Annotated in this window: 17 protein-coding genes; all 17 read left to right on the top strand. The window is 69.0% G+C overall.

Annotated elements, in window-relative coordinates:
* Positions 1 to 9: 9 nt before the first annotated feature.
* The gene (locus tag ACYVG8_RS02285; protein WP_084300106.1) at positions 10 to 1,218 is read left to right on the top strand and encodes an acyl-CoA dehydrogenase family protein; all 1,209 of its coding nucleotides are present in this window, start codon (positions 10 to 12) and stop codon (positions 1,216 to 1,218) included.
* Positions 1,219 to 1,270: 52 nt separating this feature from the next.
* Positions 1,271 to 2,365, top strand: coding sequence for a sigma-54 interaction domain-containing protein (locus tag ACYVG8_RS02280; RefSeq protein ID WP_460744964.1), 1,095 nt, complete (start codon positions 1,271 to 1,273; stop codon positions 2,363 to 2,365).
* Positions 2,366 to 2,649: 284 nt separating this feature from the next.
* On the top strand, positions 2,650 to 3,360 hold the full coding sequence (locus tag ACYVG8_RS02275; RefSeq protein ID WP_107889280.1) for a beta-ketoacyl synthase chain length factor: 711 nt from the start codon (positions 2,650 to 2,652) through the stop codon (positions 3,358 to 3,360).
* Positions 3,353 to 4,132 carry a lysophospholipid acyltransferase family protein gene (locus tag ACYVG8_RS02270; RefSeq protein ID WP_028499534.1) on the top strand — a complete coding sequence of 260 codons (780 nt, stop codon included), beginning with the start codon at positions 3,353 to 3,355 and terminating at the stop codon, positions 4,130 to 4,132. The genes ACYVG8_RS02275 and ACYVG8_RS02270 overlap by 8 nt, the downstream gene beginning before the upstream one ends.
* The gene (locus ACYVG8_RS02265) at positions 4,119 to 4,379 is read left to right on the top strand and encodes a phosphopantetheine-binding protein (protein WP_028499533.1); all 261 of its coding nucleotides are present in this window, start codon (positions 4,119 to 4,121) and stop codon (positions 4,377 to 4,379) included. The genes ACYVG8_RS02270 and ACYVG8_RS02265 overlap by 14 nt, the downstream gene beginning before the upstream one ends.
* Positions 4,380 to 4,446: 67 nt before the next feature.
* The gene (locus tag ACYVG8_RS02260; protein WP_028499532.1) at positions 4,447 to 4,704 is read left to right on the top strand and encodes an acyl carrier protein; all 258 of its coding nucleotides are present in this window, start codon (positions 4,447 to 4,449) and stop codon (positions 4,702 to 4,704) included.
* Positions 4,705 to 4,711: 7 nt separating this feature from the next.
* Positions 4,712 to 5,254 (top strand): COG4648 family protein, encoded by a 543-nt coding sequence (locus tag ACYVG8_RS02255; RefSeq protein ID WP_028499531.1) that lies wholly within the window; start codon positions 4,712 to 4,714, stop codon positions 5,252 to 5,254.
* Positions 5,247 to 6,935: an AMP-binding protein gene (locus tag ACYVG8_RS02250; RefSeq protein WP_112692491.1), complete on the top strand. Its 1,689-nt coding sequence runs from the start codon at positions 5,247 to 5,249 to the stop codon at positions 6,933 to 6,935. Before ACYVG8_RS02255 ends, ACYVG8_RS02250 begins: the two co-directional genes overlap by 8 nt.
* Entirely contained in the window at positions 6,932 to 7,669 is a 738-nt protein-coding gene (locus ACYVG8_RS02245) for a glycosyltransferase family 2 protein (protein ID WP_460744963.1), read from the top strand. The genes ACYVG8_RS02250 and ACYVG8_RS02245 overlap by 4 nt, the downstream gene beginning before the upstream one ends.
* Positions 7,666 to 8,619: an LpxL/LpxP family acyltransferase gene (locus ACYVG8_RS02240; RefSeq protein ID WP_112692490.1), complete on the top strand. Its 954-nt coding sequence runs from the start codon at positions 7,666 to 7,668 to the stop codon at positions 8,617 to 8,619. Before ACYVG8_RS02245 ends, ACYVG8_RS02240 begins: the two co-directional genes overlap by 4 nt.
* Positions 8,600 to 10,144, top strand: coding sequence for an HAL/PAL/TAL family ammonia-lyase (locus ACYVG8_RS02235; protein WP_028499527.1), 1,545 nt, complete (start codon positions 8,600 to 8,602; stop codon positions 10,142 to 10,144). Before ACYVG8_RS02240 ends, ACYVG8_RS02235 begins: the two co-directional genes overlap by 20 nt.
* The gene (locus ACYVG8_RS02230) at positions 10,134 to 10,553 is read left to right on the top strand and encodes an acyl-CoA thioesterase (RefSeq protein ID WP_028499526.1); all 420 of its coding nucleotides are present in this window, start codon (positions 10,134 to 10,136) and stop codon (positions 10,551 to 10,553) included. Before ACYVG8_RS02235 ends, ACYVG8_RS02230 begins: the two co-directional genes overlap by 11 nt.
* Positions 10,550 to 11,155 carry an outer membrane lipoprotein carrier protein LolA gene (locus ACYVG8_RS02225; RefSeq protein ID WP_460744962.1) on the top strand — a complete coding sequence of 202 codons (606 nt, stop codon included), beginning with the start codon at positions 10,550 to 10,552 and terminating at the stop codon, positions 11,153 to 11,155. Before ACYVG8_RS02230 ends, ACYVG8_RS02225 begins: the two co-directional genes overlap by 4 nt.
* Positions 11,148 to 13,508, top strand: coding sequence for an MMPL family transporter (locus ACYVG8_RS02220; RefSeq protein ID WP_460744961.1), 2,361 nt, complete (start codon positions 11,148 to 11,150; stop codon positions 13,506 to 13,508). The genes ACYVG8_RS02225 and ACYVG8_RS02220 overlap by 8 nt, the downstream gene beginning before the upstream one ends.
* Positions 13,505 to 14,107 (top strand): DUF3261 domain-containing protein, encoded by a 603-nt coding sequence (locus ACYVG8_RS02215; protein ID WP_460744960.1) that lies wholly within the window; start codon positions 13,505 to 13,507, stop codon positions 14,105 to 14,107. The genes ACYVG8_RS02220 and ACYVG8_RS02215 overlap by 4 nt, the downstream gene beginning before the upstream one ends.
* On the top strand, positions 14,104 to 15,288 hold the full coding sequence (locus ACYVG8_RS02210; protein WP_028499522.1) for a beta-ketoacyl-ACP synthase: 1,185 nt from the start codon (positions 14,104 to 14,106) through the stop codon (positions 15,286 to 15,288). Before ACYVG8_RS02215 ends, ACYVG8_RS02210 begins: the two co-directional genes overlap by 4 nt.
* Positions 15,288 to 15,743, top strand: coding sequence for an ApeP family dehydratase (locus ACYVG8_RS02205; RefSeq protein ID WP_107889286.1), 456 nt, complete (start codon positions 15,288 to 15,290; stop codon positions 15,741 to 15,743). Before ACYVG8_RS02210 ends, ACYVG8_RS02205 begins: the two co-directional genes overlap by 1 nt.
* Positions 15,744 to 15,820 lie beyond the last annotated feature (77 nt).

Genomic DNA, 15,820 nt, shown 5'->3' with positions numbered 1-15,820 from the left:
GAGACGCCGATGCTGAATACCCTGGCCCCGCCGATCGCCGGGCGTGCCCGCCCGCGTCACGACGATATCTTCGCCATTGCCGATGAACTGGCGCAGCGCTTCGCCGCCACGGCCGTGGCGCGCGACCAGGCGGGTGGCACACCGAAGGCCGAGCGCGATGCATTGCGGCGCAGCGGGCTGCTGACGCTGGCCATCCCGCGCGAGTTCGGCGGGCTGGGGGCCAGCTGGAGCGAGATGCTGACCATCGTGCGCCGCTTTGCCCGCGTCGATGCGTCGATCGCCCATGTGTTCGGTTTCCAGCATCTGATGCTGGCGACCGTGCGCCTGTTCGCCGGGCCGGCGCAGTGGCAGCCGTGGTTCGAGCATACCGCGCGGCGGCAGTGGTTCTGGGGCAATGCGCTGAACCCGCTCGATCCGCGCACCCAGGCCCGGCCGCGGCCGGGCCACTACCTGTTTGCCGGGCAGAAGCGCTTCTGCTCCGGCGCACTGGACTCGGAAATGCTGATCGTGTCGGCGCGGCATGCCGATGACCAGCGGCTGCTGATTGCCGCCGTGCCGACCGCGCGCAGCGGCATCACCCTGCTGGATGACTGGGACAGCATCGGCCAGCGCCAGACCGACAGCGGCACGGTGCAGTTCGAGCAGGTGAGGGTGGAGAACAGCGAGATCCTGGCCGACCCCGGTCCGCTGACCACGCCGTTCTCGTGCCTGCGGCCGCTGATTGCCCAGCTGACCCTGACCTGCGTCTATCTCGGCATCGCCGAGGGCGCATTCGACGAGGCGCGGCATTTCTCGCTGCACGAGGCGCGACCATGGCATCGCTCCGCGGCGGCGACGGTTGGCGAAGACCCGTACGTGCTCAATCACTACGGCGAGTTCTGGCTTGGCCTGGAAAGCGTGCGTGCACTGGTCGAACGTGCGGCGCGGATGCTGGACGATGCCTGGGCGTGCGGCGACGCCCTGACGGCGGACGAGCGCGGCCGGCTGGCGGTCAGCATCGCCAGTGCCAAGGTGGCGGCGACGCGGATCGGGCTGGATGTCTGCACCCGGCTGTTCGAAGTCACCGGCGCGCGTGCCACCCATGCCGCGCTGCGGCTGGATCGCCACTGGCGCAATCTGCGAACGCAGACCCTGCACGATCCCGTAGACTACAAGCTCCGCGAACTCGGAGACTGGGCGCTGAACCAGCAGCCGCCCGCGCCATCCTTTTATTCCTGATGTCCCTGCCCATCCTGTCTGTCCTGCACCCGCAGCCGGGGTCGCCCCGCCGATGACGCTGCTGACACTTCCCAATGCCCAGGCGCTGGCCACCTCGATCCGCGCGACCGCGCAGGTGTTCGAGGACCCGGCGTCGCGGGCGCTGCTGTCGCGCATCCGCCGGGTGGCGCCCAGCGATGCCAGTGTGCTGATCATGGGCGAAACCGGAACCGGCAAGGAACTGATCGCCCGTCACGTGCACGCGCTCAGCGCGCGCGCTGACGGACCGTTCGTGGCGGTGAACTGCGGTGCTTTTTCGGAAAACCTGGTTGAAGCCGAATTGTTCGGCAACGAGAAGGGGGCCTTTACCGGCGCCTTTGCCGCCAGGGAAGGCTGGTTCGAGGCTGCGAATGGCGGCACCCTGTTTCTCGACGAGATCGGCGACCTGCCGCTGGCGATCCAGGTCAAGCTGCTGCGCGTGCTGCAGGAGCGCGAAGTGGTGCGGCTTGGCGCGCGCAAGCCGGTGCCGATCGACGTGCGCATTGTGGCGGCGACCAATGTCCAGCTGGAACAGGCCATCGCCGCCGGCCGCTTCCGGGAAGACCTGTTCTACCGGCTGAACGTGGTCAGGCTCGAACTGCCGCCATTGCGCGACCGGCCGGGCGACATCCTGCCGCTGGCGCACTTCTTTATCCGCCTGTACCAGTCACGGCTCGGTTACGAGCGCATCCGCATCGACGCCCGCGCCGAGGACAAGCTGCGCCGGCATGCGTGGCCCGGCAATATCCGCGAACTGGAAAACGTCATCCATCACACCCTGCTGGTGTGCCGCGACGGCGAGATCCGCCCCGATGACCTGCAACTGACCCGCCTGGACAGCCTGTCTGCGCCAGCGGCGACCGAAGCGGTCCCCGTCGCGCTGCCGCCCATGGCGCCTTCGACCGGAATGGCGCTGCTGGAGCAGGCCTTTGATGCCCTGTGCGCCGAGGACCGACGGGAGGGGCTGTTCGAAGAAATCGAGACGGCGATCCTGCGTTTTGCCTATGCACGCAGCCAGGACAACCAGGTCCATACCGCCCGCTTGCTCGGCCTCAGCCGCAGCGTCACCCGCGCCCGGCTGATCCGTGCCGGCCTGTTGTCGGTGCGCGAGCGCGGGTCACAGGGTTGAACCCAGATTCAGAATTTCTCTATTTTGGAATTAATCGTTAGTTAATTGGCCGCTGCGGGAAATGCGCCAATAACGTTCAGAATTCCTCGCTGCCATACCCGCCGGCGTTGGGCGGAAACAACGCACTGACGGCCATCATCGCGCCATTTATGGGCTTTATGCGCGGCATGGATTAAAATGTCCGCCATATTTTATATGCCAAAAGAATTGCGCGGATTTCCCCGGAATCCGTGCCGGGCACGCATGAGAAAACGGAACGACTGGTGATGGCGGTGAGGTGGAAAATGGTGCGTTGGGCCGCATGGGCGCCCGGCCTGACGGACAGCGAGAGCTGGCTGCGCTGGCTGGCGGCGCCGTTTCCGCTGCCGGTCGATGGCAAGCCGGCGCTGGCAGCGATGCCGGCGATGATGCGCCGACGGCTCGATCCGCTGGGCCGGGTCGCGCTGGAAACCGCCTACACGTGCCAGGCCGACGACGATGCCTGCCCGGTCGTGCTTGCGTCGCGCCATGGCGAAGTCGGCCGCTCGCTGACCCTGCTCGACTCGCTGGTCAGCGAGGGCCAGGTGTCACCGGCGTCGTTCAGTCTGTCGGTTCACAATGCCATCGGTGCGCTGTACTCGATTGCCCGTCACGATGTCCAGCCGTACTCGGCGATCGCCGCCGGTGACGAAACCGTCGAAGCCGCCTTTGTCGAAGCCGGCGGCCTGCTGGCCGACGGGGCGCCGGCGGTCATGGTCGTGGTGTATGACGAGCCGCTGCCGGCGCGCTACCAGGCATTTGCCGACCGGGTCACCTTTCCGCGCGGCTGGGCCTGTCGGCTGGAGGCCACCGACACGGGCGGGCTGAGCCTCTGTACCGGCGAGGCCGGCCGGGAGTGCGTGGCCGACGGCGTGCTGCCGCCGGATCTGGCCGCGCTGGCCTTTCTGCTGTCGGACCGGCCGGCCTATACCCGCCGGGTCGGGGTGCGGCAATGGCAATGGTGCCGGCATGACTGAACGCGCCGGTCGCGCCTGGCGCCTGCTGGCAACCGGGCTGGCCTTTTCCGTCTTCGGCCTCGGCGGCCTGCTGCTGTGGCTGGCGTACTTTCCGCTGTTGCAGTGGCTGGATCGCGATCCGGTGCGCCGCACGCGGCGGGCGCGGCTGGCCATCCACCATTCGTTCCGCCTGTTCGTCGACATCATGTGCGGGCTCGGTCTGCTGCGTTACCGGATCAGCGGGCAGGAGCGGCTGGCGCGCGGTGGACAGCTGATTCTGGCCAATCACCCGAGCCTGATCGACGTGGTTTTCCTGATCGCCATGGTGCCGAACGCCGACTGCGTGGTGAAGGCCGGGCTGGCGCGCAATCCGTTCACCCGCGGCCCGGTCCGGGCCGCCAGCTACATCTGCAACGATTCCGGCGTCGGCGTGATCGACGACTGCATCGCGTCGCTGCGGGCAGGCAACAATCTGATCATCTTCCCCGAAGGCACGCGCACCACCCCCGGCCGGCCGCTGCAACTGCAGCGCGGCGCGGCCAATATCGCCATTCGCGGACGCTGCGACATGACACCCGTGCATATCCGCTGCTCGCCCCCCGCGCTGAGCAAGGAACTGCCGTGGTGGAAGGTGCCGCCGCGCATCATCGATTTTTCCTTTGATGTCCGTGATGACATCGAAGTCGCGCCCTTTCTGGAAGCCGACGGCAGCGAAGCGCTGGCCGTACGGCAACTGACCCGCTATCTGAGCCATTACTTTTCGACGGAGATCCCGATCCATGCAATCCCTTGAGCTGGAAATCAAACAGCTTGTCATCGATTCCCTGAATCTCGAAGACGTGACCCCGGACGACATCGACCCGGAAGCGGCGCTGTTCGTCGACGGCCTCGGCCTCGACTCCATCGACGCGCTGGAACTGGGGCTGGTGCTGCAGAAGCGCTATGGCGTCAGCCTGTCGGCCGAAGCGGAAGAAACCCGCCGCCATTTCGCCAGCGTGCGCGCCCTGGCTTCCTTCGTCGCGGCGAGCCGCCAGCGCTGATGGCGCCCCCGACCTGACAGCAACCCGTGCGGCATTCCCCGTTTCGCCGCCAGCCAGAGAGAACAGAATGAACAAACAGGACATTTTCGACCGCCTGTCGGCCACCCTGCAGGAATGTTTTGAAATCGATGCCGAGCGCATCCGGCCGGAAGCCCGGCTGAAGGAAGACCTCGACATCGACAGCATCGACGCGGTCGACCTGATCGTGAAATTGCGCCCGCTGGTCGGCAAGCGCCTGCACCCGGAAACCTTCAAGTCGGTCCGTACGCTGCAGGATGTCGTCGACGCGCTGCACACCCTGATGCACGCGCCGGACCCGAGCTGAACCGCCCATGACCACGCTGCTCGCGTCGTTGCTGTTGCTCGCCTACCCGCTGATCGTCTATTTCGGTCTCGGACTGGTCGAGCCGCGCTGGCTGGCCGTGCCGCTGGTGGCGGTGGCGCTGCTGCGCGCCTGGCGGCAACGCGACCGGGTCTGGCTGGTGGTGGCCGCCGGCACGCTGGTGCTGGCCGTGGCCGGCCTGCTGGCCAACGCGGCCTGGCCGCTGAAACTGTATCCGCTGCTGATCAATGCCGTGCTGCTGGCGGTGTTCGCGGCCAGCCTGTACAGCCCGCAAAGCGTGATCGAGCGCCTGGCGCGACGGATGGAACCGGATTTTCCGCCCGAGGCCGTCGGCTACACCCGCAAGGTCACCCAGGTCTGGTGCGGATTTTTTCTGTTCAACGGCAGCCTCTCGCTGCTGACCGCCTTGTGGGGCGATGCCGCCACCTGGGCACTGTACAACGGCCTGATCTCCTACCTGCTGATGGGCGTGCTGTTCGCCGGTGAATGGCTGGTGCGGCGGCGGGTCAGGGCAGGGAGGAACCATGCCTGAACGCCTGACACTCGATACCCTGCTGACGCGCGGCCGCGCCGCGGACAGCACGGTCGCCTGGCGCGATGGCGCCCGGCTCGACTACGCCGCCCTGCTGCGTGGCTGCACAGACTGGCACGCGGCCTTTGCCGCCGAGCCCGGTCCGACCGTGGCGCTGTACTTCAACGACAGCTTCGACTTCGCCTGCGCACTGCTCGGTGCCTGGCATGCCGGCAAGACCGTGGTGCTGCCGGCCGATGCGCAGCCGGGCACGCTGGCCCGACTGCGCGACGAGGTCGACCGCTTTGCCGGCGATCTGCCGGCCGATTGTCTGCCGCTGACGCCGCTGAGCGGGGCCGCCACACCGGACTGGCAGCCGCTGGACCCTGATTTTTCCGCGCTGGTGATCCATACCTCCGGTTCCACCGGGGTACCGGCCGCCATCGGCAAGTGCCTGCGGCAGATGATGGCCGAAGTGGGCACGCTGGCCGCCTGCTGGGACGGGCTGCTGGGTGAGGCACCGGTATTCGCTACCGTTTCGCACCAGCATATCTACGGCCTGCTGTTCCGCATTCTGTGGCCGCTGACCAGCGGTCGTCCGTTCATTGCCACCCGACATGCGTATCCGGAGGACATCGTGGCCGCCCTGGCAGGCCAGCCGGCAGTGCTGGTCGCCAGCCCGGCGCACCTGAAGCGGCTGCCGTCCGGGCTGGACTGGGCAACGGCCACGCGCGGCCTGCGGGCGGTGTTCTCGTCCGGCGGTCCGCTGCCGGACGACGCCGTGCCGGTGTGCCGTGAACTGCTGGGCCAGGCGCCGATCGAGGTCTACGGCAGCTCGGAAACCGGCGGCATCGCCTGGCGTCAGCGCGAACGCGACGACGCCACCGGCTGGCTGCCGTTCCCGGCGGTCACGCTGCGTTACGAGGACACCCTGTGGGTGCGTTCGCCGAACCTGCCCGATGACGACTGGTTCCGCTCCGCCGACCATGCCCGGCCGCATGGCGACGGTTTCCTGCTGCTGGGCCGTCAGGACCGCATCGTCAAGATCGAGGAAAAGCGCGTCTCGCTGACGGCGATGGAACAGCGGTTGCTGGCGTCCGGCCTGCTCGACGAAGTGCGCGTGCTGCCGCTGGACGGCGCGCGGCAACGGCTCGGCGTCGCCGCCGTGCCGAGTGCCGCCGGTCGCGCGGCGCTGGTTGCCGACGGGCGCGGCGCCTTCGGCCGCCGGCTGCGGCAGTGGCTGGCGTGCGATGTGGAAGCCAGCGTGCTGCCGCGCCACTGGCGTTACGGCTGGGCGCTGCCGGTCGACAGCCAGGGCAAAATCACCCAGGCGGCGCTGACGCGCTGGTTCGACCCGCGCCGGCCCGACGTGTGCCTGCTGGCGCGCGAGGCGCAGTCCGTCCGGCTGTGGCTGCGCGCCGGGGCCGGCCTCCCGTACTTCGACGGCCATTTCCCCGGCCGGCCCATCCTGCCCGGCATCGCCCAGATCGAGTGGGCGATCCGTTTCGGCCGCGAGCTGTTTCCGCTGCCGGCGACCGTGCAGCGGCTGGAAGTGCTGAAGTTCCAGCAGGTGATCGTGCCTGACAGCGTGCTGACGCTGACGCTGGACTTCGATGCGGCGCGGGGCTCGCTGACCTTCGCCTTCGACTCGGATGCCGGCCGGCATGCCGGCGGGCGGATCCTTTTTGGAGAGACGGCATGACGGTCTGCGCCGTGATCCCGGTTTACAACCATGGCGATGCCGTACGCCAGGTGCTGGCCGGCGTGCGCCGTCATGGCCTGTTCTGCGTGCTGGTCGACGACGGCAGCGACGCCGCCTGCGCCGCCGCGCTGGATGCGCTGGCCGCCGCCGACCCCGACGGCGTTCACCTGCTGCGGCTGGCGAGCAACCAGGGCAAGGGCGGGGCGGTCATGGCCGGCCTGCGCGAGGCCGCACGCCTGGGCCACCGGCAGGCGTTGCAGATCGATGCCGATGGCCAGCATGACACCGATGACATTCCGCGTTTCCTGGCGCTGGCCGAACAGTATCCGCAGCGGGTGATCTGCGGCTGCCCGGTCTACGACGCCTCGGTGCCGGCCGGACGGCTGTATGGCCGTTACGCGACCCATGTATGGGTGTGGATCAACACCCTGTCGCTGGAAATCCGCGACTCGATGTGCGGCTACCGCGTCTATCCGCTGGCGCCGGTGCTGGCGCTGCTGGATACGGTCCGGCTTGGACGGCGCATGGATTTCGACATCGAGATCCTGGTGCGTCTGGCCTGGCGCGGGCTGCGCATCGTCAGTCTGCCGACACGGGTGCGCTATCCGGAAGACGGCGTGTCGCACTTTCGGGTCCTGCGCGACAACGTGCTGATTTCCCGGCTGCATGCCGGGCTGTTCGCCGGCATGCTGCTGCGCGCGCCGCTGCTGCTGTGGCGGAGACTGCGCCGATGAGCGAACGCGGCGCGCACTGGGCCGAGCTGGGCGAGAACACGTTCGTCGCCGGCATCTGGCTGCTGTACGGCATCGAGCGCCTGCTCGGCCGGCGGCTGTTCCGCTGTTGCCTGTACCCGGTCGTGCTCGCCTACTGGCTGGGGCGCCCCGATGTGCGTGCGCAGTCGCGCCAGTATCTGGACCGGCTGCAGGCGGCAACCGGTGCCCTCGGCCGGCCCGCCCGCCGTCGCGACACCTTTTTCCATCTGCTGACCTTTGCCGACACCCTGCTCGACAAGCTGCTGGCCGTTGCCGGCCGCTACCCGTTGCAGCGCGTGCGCACCCTCGGTGCCGAACCGATCCTGGCCGCGATCCGTGCCGGGCAGGGCGGCGTCATTGTCACCGCGCATGTCGGCTGCCTGGAGCTGTGCCGTGCGCTGGCCGAGCGGACCGAGACCCTGAAACTGACCGTGCTGGTGCATACCCGCCATGCCGAACAGTTCAACCGGGTGCTGCGGCGACTGAATCCCGATACCGCGCTGACCCTGCTCGAAGTGAGCGAACTGGGCCCGGCCACGGCCGTCATGCTCGCGGAGCGGGTCGAGGCCGGCGAATACGTGGTCATTGCCGGGGACCGGGTGCCGGTCGGCTCCGGCCAGACCGTGACCGTCCCGTTCCTCGGTCATGACGCCGCCTTTCCGGTCGGTCCGTATCTGCTGGCCTCGCTGTTCAAGTGCCCGCTGTACCTGCTGGGCTGCCTGCACGACGGCGAGGGCTATGCCCTGCATTTCGAATTGCTGGCCGGGCGCGTCGTGCTGCCACGCCAGCAGCGCCAGCAGGCGCTGGCCGCACAGGCATCGCGCTATGCCGGACGGCTGGGCGCGCTGCTGGCGGCATCGCCTTATGACTGGTTCAATTTTTTCCCGTTCTGGGAACAGAAAGCCTTGCCCCATGCTGTCCGATCAACCTGATAACGCCGTCTGCTTCGACGGCAGCCGCCTGACCCTGGAAGACATTGTCGCCATCAGTCGCCGCGAGCGCGCGGCCGTGCTGTCGCCTGCCCCGGCGTTCCGCCAGCGCATCGCCGCCGGCGCCGATTTCCTTGACCGCCTGCTGGCCGAGGACGGCGTGGTCTACGGCGTCACCACCGGTTATGGCGACTCGTGCACCGTCGCCGTGCCGCCGGAGCTGGTGGCCGAGCTGCCATCGCGGCTGTACACCTATCACGGCTGCGGCGCCGGGCGTTTCCTGACCCCGGAAGAAACCCGTGCCGTACTGGCGACGCGACTGGCATCGCTGTCGCAGGGCGCGTCCGGCGTCAGCGTGGCCCTGCTGGCACAGATCGAAACCCTGCTCCGCCATGACGTGCTGCCGATGATTCCGGCCGAAGGTTCGGTCGGCGCCAGTGGCGATCTGACACCACTGTCCTACCTGGCCGCGGTGCTGTGCGGCGAGCGGCAGGTCTGGTTCCGTGGCGAGCCGTGCGCCGCCGCCGACGCGCTGGCCGCGATCGGCGTCGCGCCGCTGACGCTGCGGCCGAAGGAAGGACTGGCGATCATGAACGGCACCGCGGTGATGACGGCGCTGGCCTGCCTCGCCTGGCGCCGCGCCGACTACCTGTCCCGGCTGGCGACCCGCATCACCGCGCTGAATGTCTTTGCCGCTGCCGGCAACGCCTACCACTTCGATCAGGCGCTGTTTGCCGTCAAACCGCACGCCGGACCGCAACTGACCGCCGCCCGCCTGCGTGCCGACCTGGCCAGCGACCGGCCGGCGCGCAATGAACGCCGGCTGCAGGACCGCTACTCGCTGCGCTGCGCGCCGCATGTGATCGGCGTGCTGGAAGAGGCGCTGCCGTTCTTCCGCATGATGATCGAGAACGAGCTGAACAGCGCCAACGACAACCCGATCATCGACGTCGACCACGGCAAGGTGCTGCATGGTGGCCACTTCTATGGCGGGCATATCGCCTTTGCCATGGACGGGCTGAAAAATGCGGTGGCCAATGTCGCCGACCTGCTGGACCGGCAGATGGCCCTGCTGGTCGACACCCGCTACAACCAGGGCCTGCCCGGCAACCTGAGTGCGGCGACCGGACCGCGCGCCGCCATCAGTCATGGCCTGAAGGCGCTGCAGATCAGCGTGTCGGCATGGACCGCCGAAGCGCTGAAACAGACCATGCCGGCTTCGGTGTTCTCGCGTTCGACCGAGTGCCACAACCAGGACAAGGTCAGCATGGGCACCATCGCCGCCCGCGACTGCCTGCGGGTGCTGGAACTGTCCGAACAGGTGCTGGCCGCCATGCTGATCTGCGCCCGCCAGGGCGTGGCGCTGCGGCTGCGGCACGACCCCGACCTCAGCCCGGTACTGGCCGCCACGCTGGACGATCTGGCCGCGCGCATCCCGCTGATCGTCGAGGACCGCGCGCTGGACGGAGAACTGCAATCGCTGCTGACGGCGATCCGCGCCGAAGCCTGGAGCCTGTATGACGACTGAGCTGAGTCACGAGATCGAACTGACGCCGGCCTTCCATGACCTCGACCCGATGGAAGTGGTCTGGCATGGCAACTACGTCCGCTACCTCGAAATCGCCCGCTGCGCGCTGCTGGCGCGCTTCGACTACGACTATCCGCAGATGCGGGCGTCCGGCTATGCATGGCCGGTGGTGGACATGCGGCTCAAGTACGTCCGGCCGCTGGTATACGGCCAGCGCGTGCGGCTGCGCGCCCGCATCGTCGAATGGGAAAACCGGCTGAAGATCGACTACCGGATGACCGATGCCGACAGCGGCGAAAAGCTGAACGAGGCCTGGACCATCCAGGTGGCGGTCGGTCTCGACAGCGGGGAGATGTGCTACGTCTGCCCGCCGGTATTGTGGGAAAAACTCGGCGTGGAGGTGGCATGAGACGGCTGTGGCTGGGCCTGGCCCTGTGGCTGGCGGTCGGTGCGGCCCAGGCCGCCGATCTGGTGGCCGGCGTACGCGAACGACTCGCGCAACCGGCGCTGCTGCGCGGGGATTTCACCCAGAGCAAGTCGGTGGCCGGCTTCCGGAAGCCGCTGGCATCGAACGGGGATTTCCTGGTCTCGCGCGAGCGCGGGGTACTGTGGCGCACCCGCAAACCCTTCGCCGGCGAGCTGCGCATGACGCGCAATGAAATCGTGGCGACCCAGGATGGCCGCGTTGCCTTCCAGCTCGACGCCGGCCGCGAACCGTCGGTGCGGGTCATCAACAACCTGATGTTCTCGCTGCTCGGCGGCGATGTGCTGGCGCTGAAGGAATACTTCACCATCGACGGCAAGCTGTCCGGCAAGTCGTGGTCGCTGACATTGACGCCGCGCCATGCGGCACTGGCGAAGAGCATGCGCCGGGTAGACCTGTCCGGTGACCGCTACGTGCGCCAGATCACCATCGACGAAAGCAATGGCGACAGCACGCATATCCAGTTCTCCGCGCTGCGCAGCACGCCGCCCGCGCTGACTGCCGAAGAGGCCGCCCGGTTTGACTGACGCCGCCTCCCCGCTGATGCGCCGGCTGGCGCTGCTCTGGCTGCTGCTGGTCGCGCTGGTCGCCGGGCACAATCTGTGGCTGTGGACCGGCGACCGGCTGCAACTGGACACCGACGTGCTGGCGATGCTGCCGCAGGACCAGCGCGACCCGGCCGTGCAGCAGGCCACCCGTCGCCTGGCCGATGCGGCCACCCGGCGCATCGTGGTGCTGGTCGGCGCTGACGACTGGGCTGACGCCCGCCGCGCCGGCGATGCCTATGCGGCCGTGCTGGCCTCGGCGCGCCTGCCGCTGGCGCTGCAATACCGGGTCAGCGACCGGATGGCCGACGACTGGCTGTCGTTCTTTGCGCCGTACCGGCAGGCCCTGCTCAGTGCGCGCCAGGCGGAGCGGCTGGCGAGCCGGTCGCCGCAGGCGCTGGCCGACGATGCCGTCGCCGCGCTGTACCGCCCGGTCGGCATGCCGCGGCTGGGGCCGTGGATCGAGGACCCGCTGAACCTGTATGGCGACTGGCAGACCGAGCGTGCGGCCGACAGCCGGGTGCGGCCGGCCGACGGCCGGCTGTCGCTGCAGGTGGACGGTCGCGCCCATGCGGTCCTGATGCTGGAGCAGCAGGGGCCGGCGTTCTCGATCTCCGCCCAGCAGGCGCTGATGCCGTGGCTGGAACGCGCTGCGCAGGCCGCGCAGCAGGCCGCGCCCGGCGTGCGCGTGCTCAGCGCCGGCGTCCCGCTGCATGCGGCGGCGGCGGCCAGCCAGGCCGAGCGAGAAGTGCACACCATCGGTTTCGGCTCGCTGGCCGGCATCATCCTGCTGACCGTGTTCGCCTTCAGCGCGCTGCGGCCGCGGGTACTGGTGACCCTGGCCATCGGCGTCGGCCTGCTGGCGGCCGTCTCGGTCACTGCCGCACTGTTTGGCCGGTTGCACCTGCTGACACTGGTATTCGGCGCCAGCCTGGTCGGCGTGGCCGAAAACTACGGCACCAACTATTTTGCCGGCCGGCTCGGCCAGCCGCCGGCCTCGCGCTGGCGCATGGTGCGCGAGCAGGCGCCGGTGATGGGGCTGGCGCTGCTGACCACGCTGATCGGCTATCTGGCGCTGGCGCTGACGCCATTTCCCGGCCTCAAGCAGATGGCGGTGTTTTCCGCCGTCGGCCTGCTGGCCTCGTTCCTGACCGTCATGCTGTGGTTTCCGTTCCTTGAACGCGGTTACATGTCGGTGACGCCGCTGTCCGCTGCCATCGGTCGTGCGCGCCGCTACTGGCCGCGCGTCGGTCGCAACCGGGCGACACTGCTGCTGGCGCTGCTGCTGGCCGGCCTGTTGCTGGGGGGCGGCTGGCGCCTGCAGGCGAATGACGACATCCGCCTGCTGCAGAGCTCGCCGGCGACGCTGATCGAACAGCAACTGGCCATTTCCCGCCTGCTCGACCTGCCGAGCCCGGCCCAGTTCTACCTGGTGCGCGGGGCCACGCCGGACCAGGTGCTGGCCCGGGAAGAAGCCTTGAAGGCCCGGCTGGACGCGCTGGTCGGCGCACGCTGGATACGCGGCTATCAGGCGGTCTCCGACTGGGTGCCGTCGGCGGCCCGCCAGCGCGCCAGTGTGGCGCTGCTGCGCCGGACGCTGGATGGCGACGGCGGGGTCATCGCGCTGGCCACGCAGCGACTGGGAGAAACCCCGGCCGCCGCCCGCACGGCCGGCCCGGTGCCCTTGATGACCCTGGCGCGCTGGCTGGCCGCGCCGGTCTCCGAACCGCTGCGGCCGCTGTGGCTGGGCCGGCTCGATGGCGGCTACGCCAGCGTGATCATGCTGCGCGGCGTGGACTCGCCCGATCGCCTGCCGCGTCTGGCGGCACTGGCCGACGGACTGCCCGGCGTGCGCTGGGTCGACAAGGTGGCGGAAGTGTCGTCGGTGCTGAGCCGGTACCGGCAGATCATGGGCGGCGTCATTCTTGCGAGTTACCTGCTGGTGCTGGCTGCACTGTGGCGTCGCTTCGGCCGCAAGGCGTGGCGGGCGCTGCTGCCGACCGCCCTGGCCAGCCTGCTGACCCTCGCCGTGCTCGCCCTGTTCGGCCAGCCGCTGCAACTGTTCAATGTCCTGGCCCTGCTGCTGATCCTCGGCATGGGCGTGGACTACGGCATTTTCCTGCAGGAGCAGCCCGACCCTGATGCCGGCGCTCCGTTCCTGTCGGTCACCCTGGGGGCGGCGTGCACCCTGCTGTCGTTCGGCCTGCTGGCGCTGTCGCACACCCCGGCGCTGCGCGCCTTCGGGCTGACCATGCTGCTCGGGATCGGCCTGGCCTGGCTGCTGGCGCCGATGTTCTGCTCGGGGCCGGCGCGGCAAAAAGAAAGGACGCCATGAGGCGCGTGAACCGATGGGGCTGCTGCGGCGTGCTCTGCCTGCTGTTGCTGACCGGCTGCGCCACGCGTGCGCCGGCGCCGGTCGCGGCCGTGCCGCCGCTGCAGCTGGCACCGGCCACGCTCGGCAGTTCGCTGGCCCTGGTCCAGCGCCTGACGGTGCTGAAAGTGCCGCGCAACGGTGGCGAGGCGGCATCGACCGGCAGGAGCATCGACGTGCTGCTGGAACTGGACCCGGCACGGGTCCGGCTGGCCGGTTTCGTCATGAACCAGCGCGTGCTGACGCTCGACTATGACGGCAAGACACTGCGCAGCCAGCGTCATCCGCTGCTGCCGATGGAAGTCGATGCCGCGCATGTGCTGCGCGACGTGCAACTGGTGTACTGGCCGGCAAGCGCGCTGCAGGCGGCGCTGCCGCCGGGCTGGACGCTGGACGAGTCGGAACGGGCGCGCGTGCTGCGCAGCCGGGATGGCAGCGCCGTGGTGAACATCCGCTATGCCGCCGGCGCGCCACGCTGGATCGGCACGGCTGAACTGGACAATGTGGCCGAGCACTACCGGCTGCGCATCGAATCTGCCCTGCAGCCGGAGGAAGCGCCATGAGCGCCGCGGTCTACCTGAACGAACTGGGCGTGGTCTGCGCCGCCGGTAACGGCAAGGCGGCGCTGCGCGACGCCATGCTGGGCCGGACGCCGCTGCCCGGCAGCCTGGACGAATGCGATTCGCCGGGGCAGCCACGCTTGCTGGGACGGGTGACGGTGGCTGACGCCGACCTGTCCTTGCTGCCGCCCGCCCGGCGCAGCCGCAACAACGCACTGATGCTGGCCGCGCTGGCGCAGATCCGTCCGGCGGTCGATGCCGCGCTGGCGCGTCATGCACCGGAGCGGATCGGCGTCGTGCTTGGCAGCAGCACCTCGGGCATTGCCGAAAGCGAACGGGCGGCACGGGCGTTTCATGCCGGCGGCGCCCTGCCGGCCGATTATGATTTCGCCATGCAGGAACTGGGCTCGCCCGCGCTGGCGCTGAGCGGACTGCTCGGGCTGGCCGGACCGGCGCTGGTGGTGTCCACTGCCTGCTCGTCCGGTGCAAAAGCCATCGCCAGTGCGGCCAGGCTGCTGCGCGCCGGGCTGTGCGACGTGGTCATTACCGGTGGCGTCGACACCCTGTGCGGCTTCACCCTGGCCGGGTTTACTGCGCTGGAATCGGTCAGCCCCGGACGCTGCAACCCGATGAGCGCCAACCGCTGCGGCATTCACCTCGGCGAGGGCGCGGCGCTGTTCCTGATGAGCCGCGAGCCGGGCGGGGTGCGGCTGGCCGGCTGGGGCGAATCGTCCGACGCGCACCACATCTCCGCCCCCGATCCGTCCGCCGCCGGGGCGCTGGCCGCCATGCGCGAGGCGCTGGCGCGGGCCGGCATCGAACCCGGCCAGGTCGACTACATCAATCTGCATGGCACCGCGACGGTGCAGAACGATGCGATGGAAAGCCTGGCGGTCCGCACCCTGTTCGGCGCCGGCACCCTGGCCAGTTCGACCAAGCCGCTGACCGGGCATACGCTCGGCGCGGCCGGGGCGATCGAAGCGGCCATCGGCTGGCTGCTGCTGCACGACAACCCGCAGGGCGAACTGCCGCCGCAGTGCTGGGATGGCGTGGCCGACCCGGCGCTGCCGGTGCTGAACCTGGTGCCGGCCGGTGGCCGGCTCGGTCGCCAGCCGGACTGGATACTGAGTAACTCATTTGCGTTTGGCGGCAGCAATGCCGTGCTGCTGCTGGGGAGAGCCTGATGACCGATCCGAGCCGGATACCGGTGACCGAACTGGTGGTCCATGCCGGTCGCATGTGCCTGTTGAGCCGGGTGCTGACGTGCGACGGCGACAGCGTGCTGGCGGAAGTCGACATTCGCGCCGACGACCTGTTTCACGGCGACGATGGCGTTGGCGGCTGGGTCGGGCTGGAATACATGGCGCAGGCAGTCGCCGCCTGGGCCGGCTGGCAGGCGCGCGGCGCCGGCGAGACACCCCGGATCGGCTTCCTGCTCGGTACGCGGCGCTATGAATGCCGCTGCCCGCGCTTCCTTGCCGGCGACACGCTGCAGGTGACGGCGACCCGGATTTTCCAGTCCGACAACGGGCTGGGCCAGTTCGAGTGCGCGCTGCAGCTGCGCGGCGACACGGTCGCGACCGCCACACTGACAGTCTACGGTCCCGACGAAGACACCGTTGCCGTCAGGGCGGACTGAAAGAGGCTTCTGTATGATGGCTGGCTGCTTTTTTGACGATTTTTATTGTTACCCAATTCATGACATCGAGTTTGCGA

It is taken from the genome of Microvirgula curvata (assembly GCF_054781615.1).
This window is presented reverse-complemented; position numbering and strand designations above follow the sequence as displayed.

Coding starts and splice junctions, on each gene's coding strand:
- ACYVG8_RS02285 (WP_084300106.1), top strand. CDS start 10: ATGCTGAATACCCTGGCCCCGCCGATCGCCGGGCGTGCCCGCCCGCGT.
- ACYVG8_RS02280 (WP_460744964.1), top strand. CDS start 1,271: ATGACGCTGCTGACACTTCCCAATGCCCAGGCGCTGGCCACCTCGATC.
- ACYVG8_RS02275 (WP_107889280.1), top strand. CDS start 2,650: ATGGTGCGTTGGGCCGCATGGGCGCCCGGCCTGACGGACAGCGAGAGC.
- ACYVG8_RS02270 (WP_028499534.1), top strand. CDS start 3,353: ATGACTGAACGCGCCGGTCGCGCCTGGCGCCTGCTGGCAACCGGGCTG.
- ACYVG8_RS02265 (WP_028499533.1), top strand. CDS start 4,119: ATGCAATCCCTTGAGCTGGAAATCAAACAGCTTGTCATCGATTCCCTG.
- ACYVG8_RS02260 (WP_028499532.1), top strand. CDS start 4,447: ATGAACAAACAGGACATTTTCGACCGCCTGTCGGCCACCCTGCAGGAA.
- ACYVG8_RS02255 (WP_028499531.1), top strand. CDS start 4,712: ATGACCACGCTGCTCGCGTCGTTGCTGTTGCTCGCCTACCCGCTGATC.
- ACYVG8_RS02250 (WP_112692491.1), top strand. CDS start 5,247: ATGCCTGAACGCCTGACACTCGATACCCTGCTGACGCGCGGCCGCGCC.
- ACYVG8_RS02245 (WP_460744963.1), top strand. CDS start 6,932: ATGACGGTCTGCGCCGTGATCCCGGTTTACAACCATGGCGATGCCGTA.
- ACYVG8_RS02240 (WP_112692490.1), top strand. CDS start 7,666: ATGAGCGAACGCGGCGCGCACTGGGCCGAGCTGGGCGAGAACACGTTC.
- ACYVG8_RS02235 (WP_028499527.1), top strand. CDS start 8,600: ATGCTGTCCGATCAACCTGATAACGCCGTCTGCTTCGACGGCAGCCGC.
- ACYVG8_RS02230 (WP_028499526.1), top strand. CDS start 10,134: ATGACGACTGAGCTGAGTCACGAGATCGAACTGACGCCGGCCTTCCAT.
- ACYVG8_RS02225 (WP_460744962.1), top strand. CDS start 10,550: ATGAGACGGCTGTGGCTGGGCCTGGCCCTGTGGCTGGCGGTCGGTGCG.
- ACYVG8_RS02215 (WP_460744960.1), top strand. CDS start 13,505: ATGAGGCGCGTGAACCGATGGGGCTGCTGCGGCGTGCTCTGCCTGCTG.
- ACYVG8_RS02210 (WP_028499522.1), top strand. CDS start 14,104: ATGAGCGCCGCGGTCTACCTGAACGAACTGGGCGTGGTCTGCGCCGCC.
- ACYVG8_RS02205 (WP_107889286.1), top strand. CDS start 15,288: ATGACCGATCCGAGCCGGATACCGGTGACCGAACTGGTGGTCCATGCC.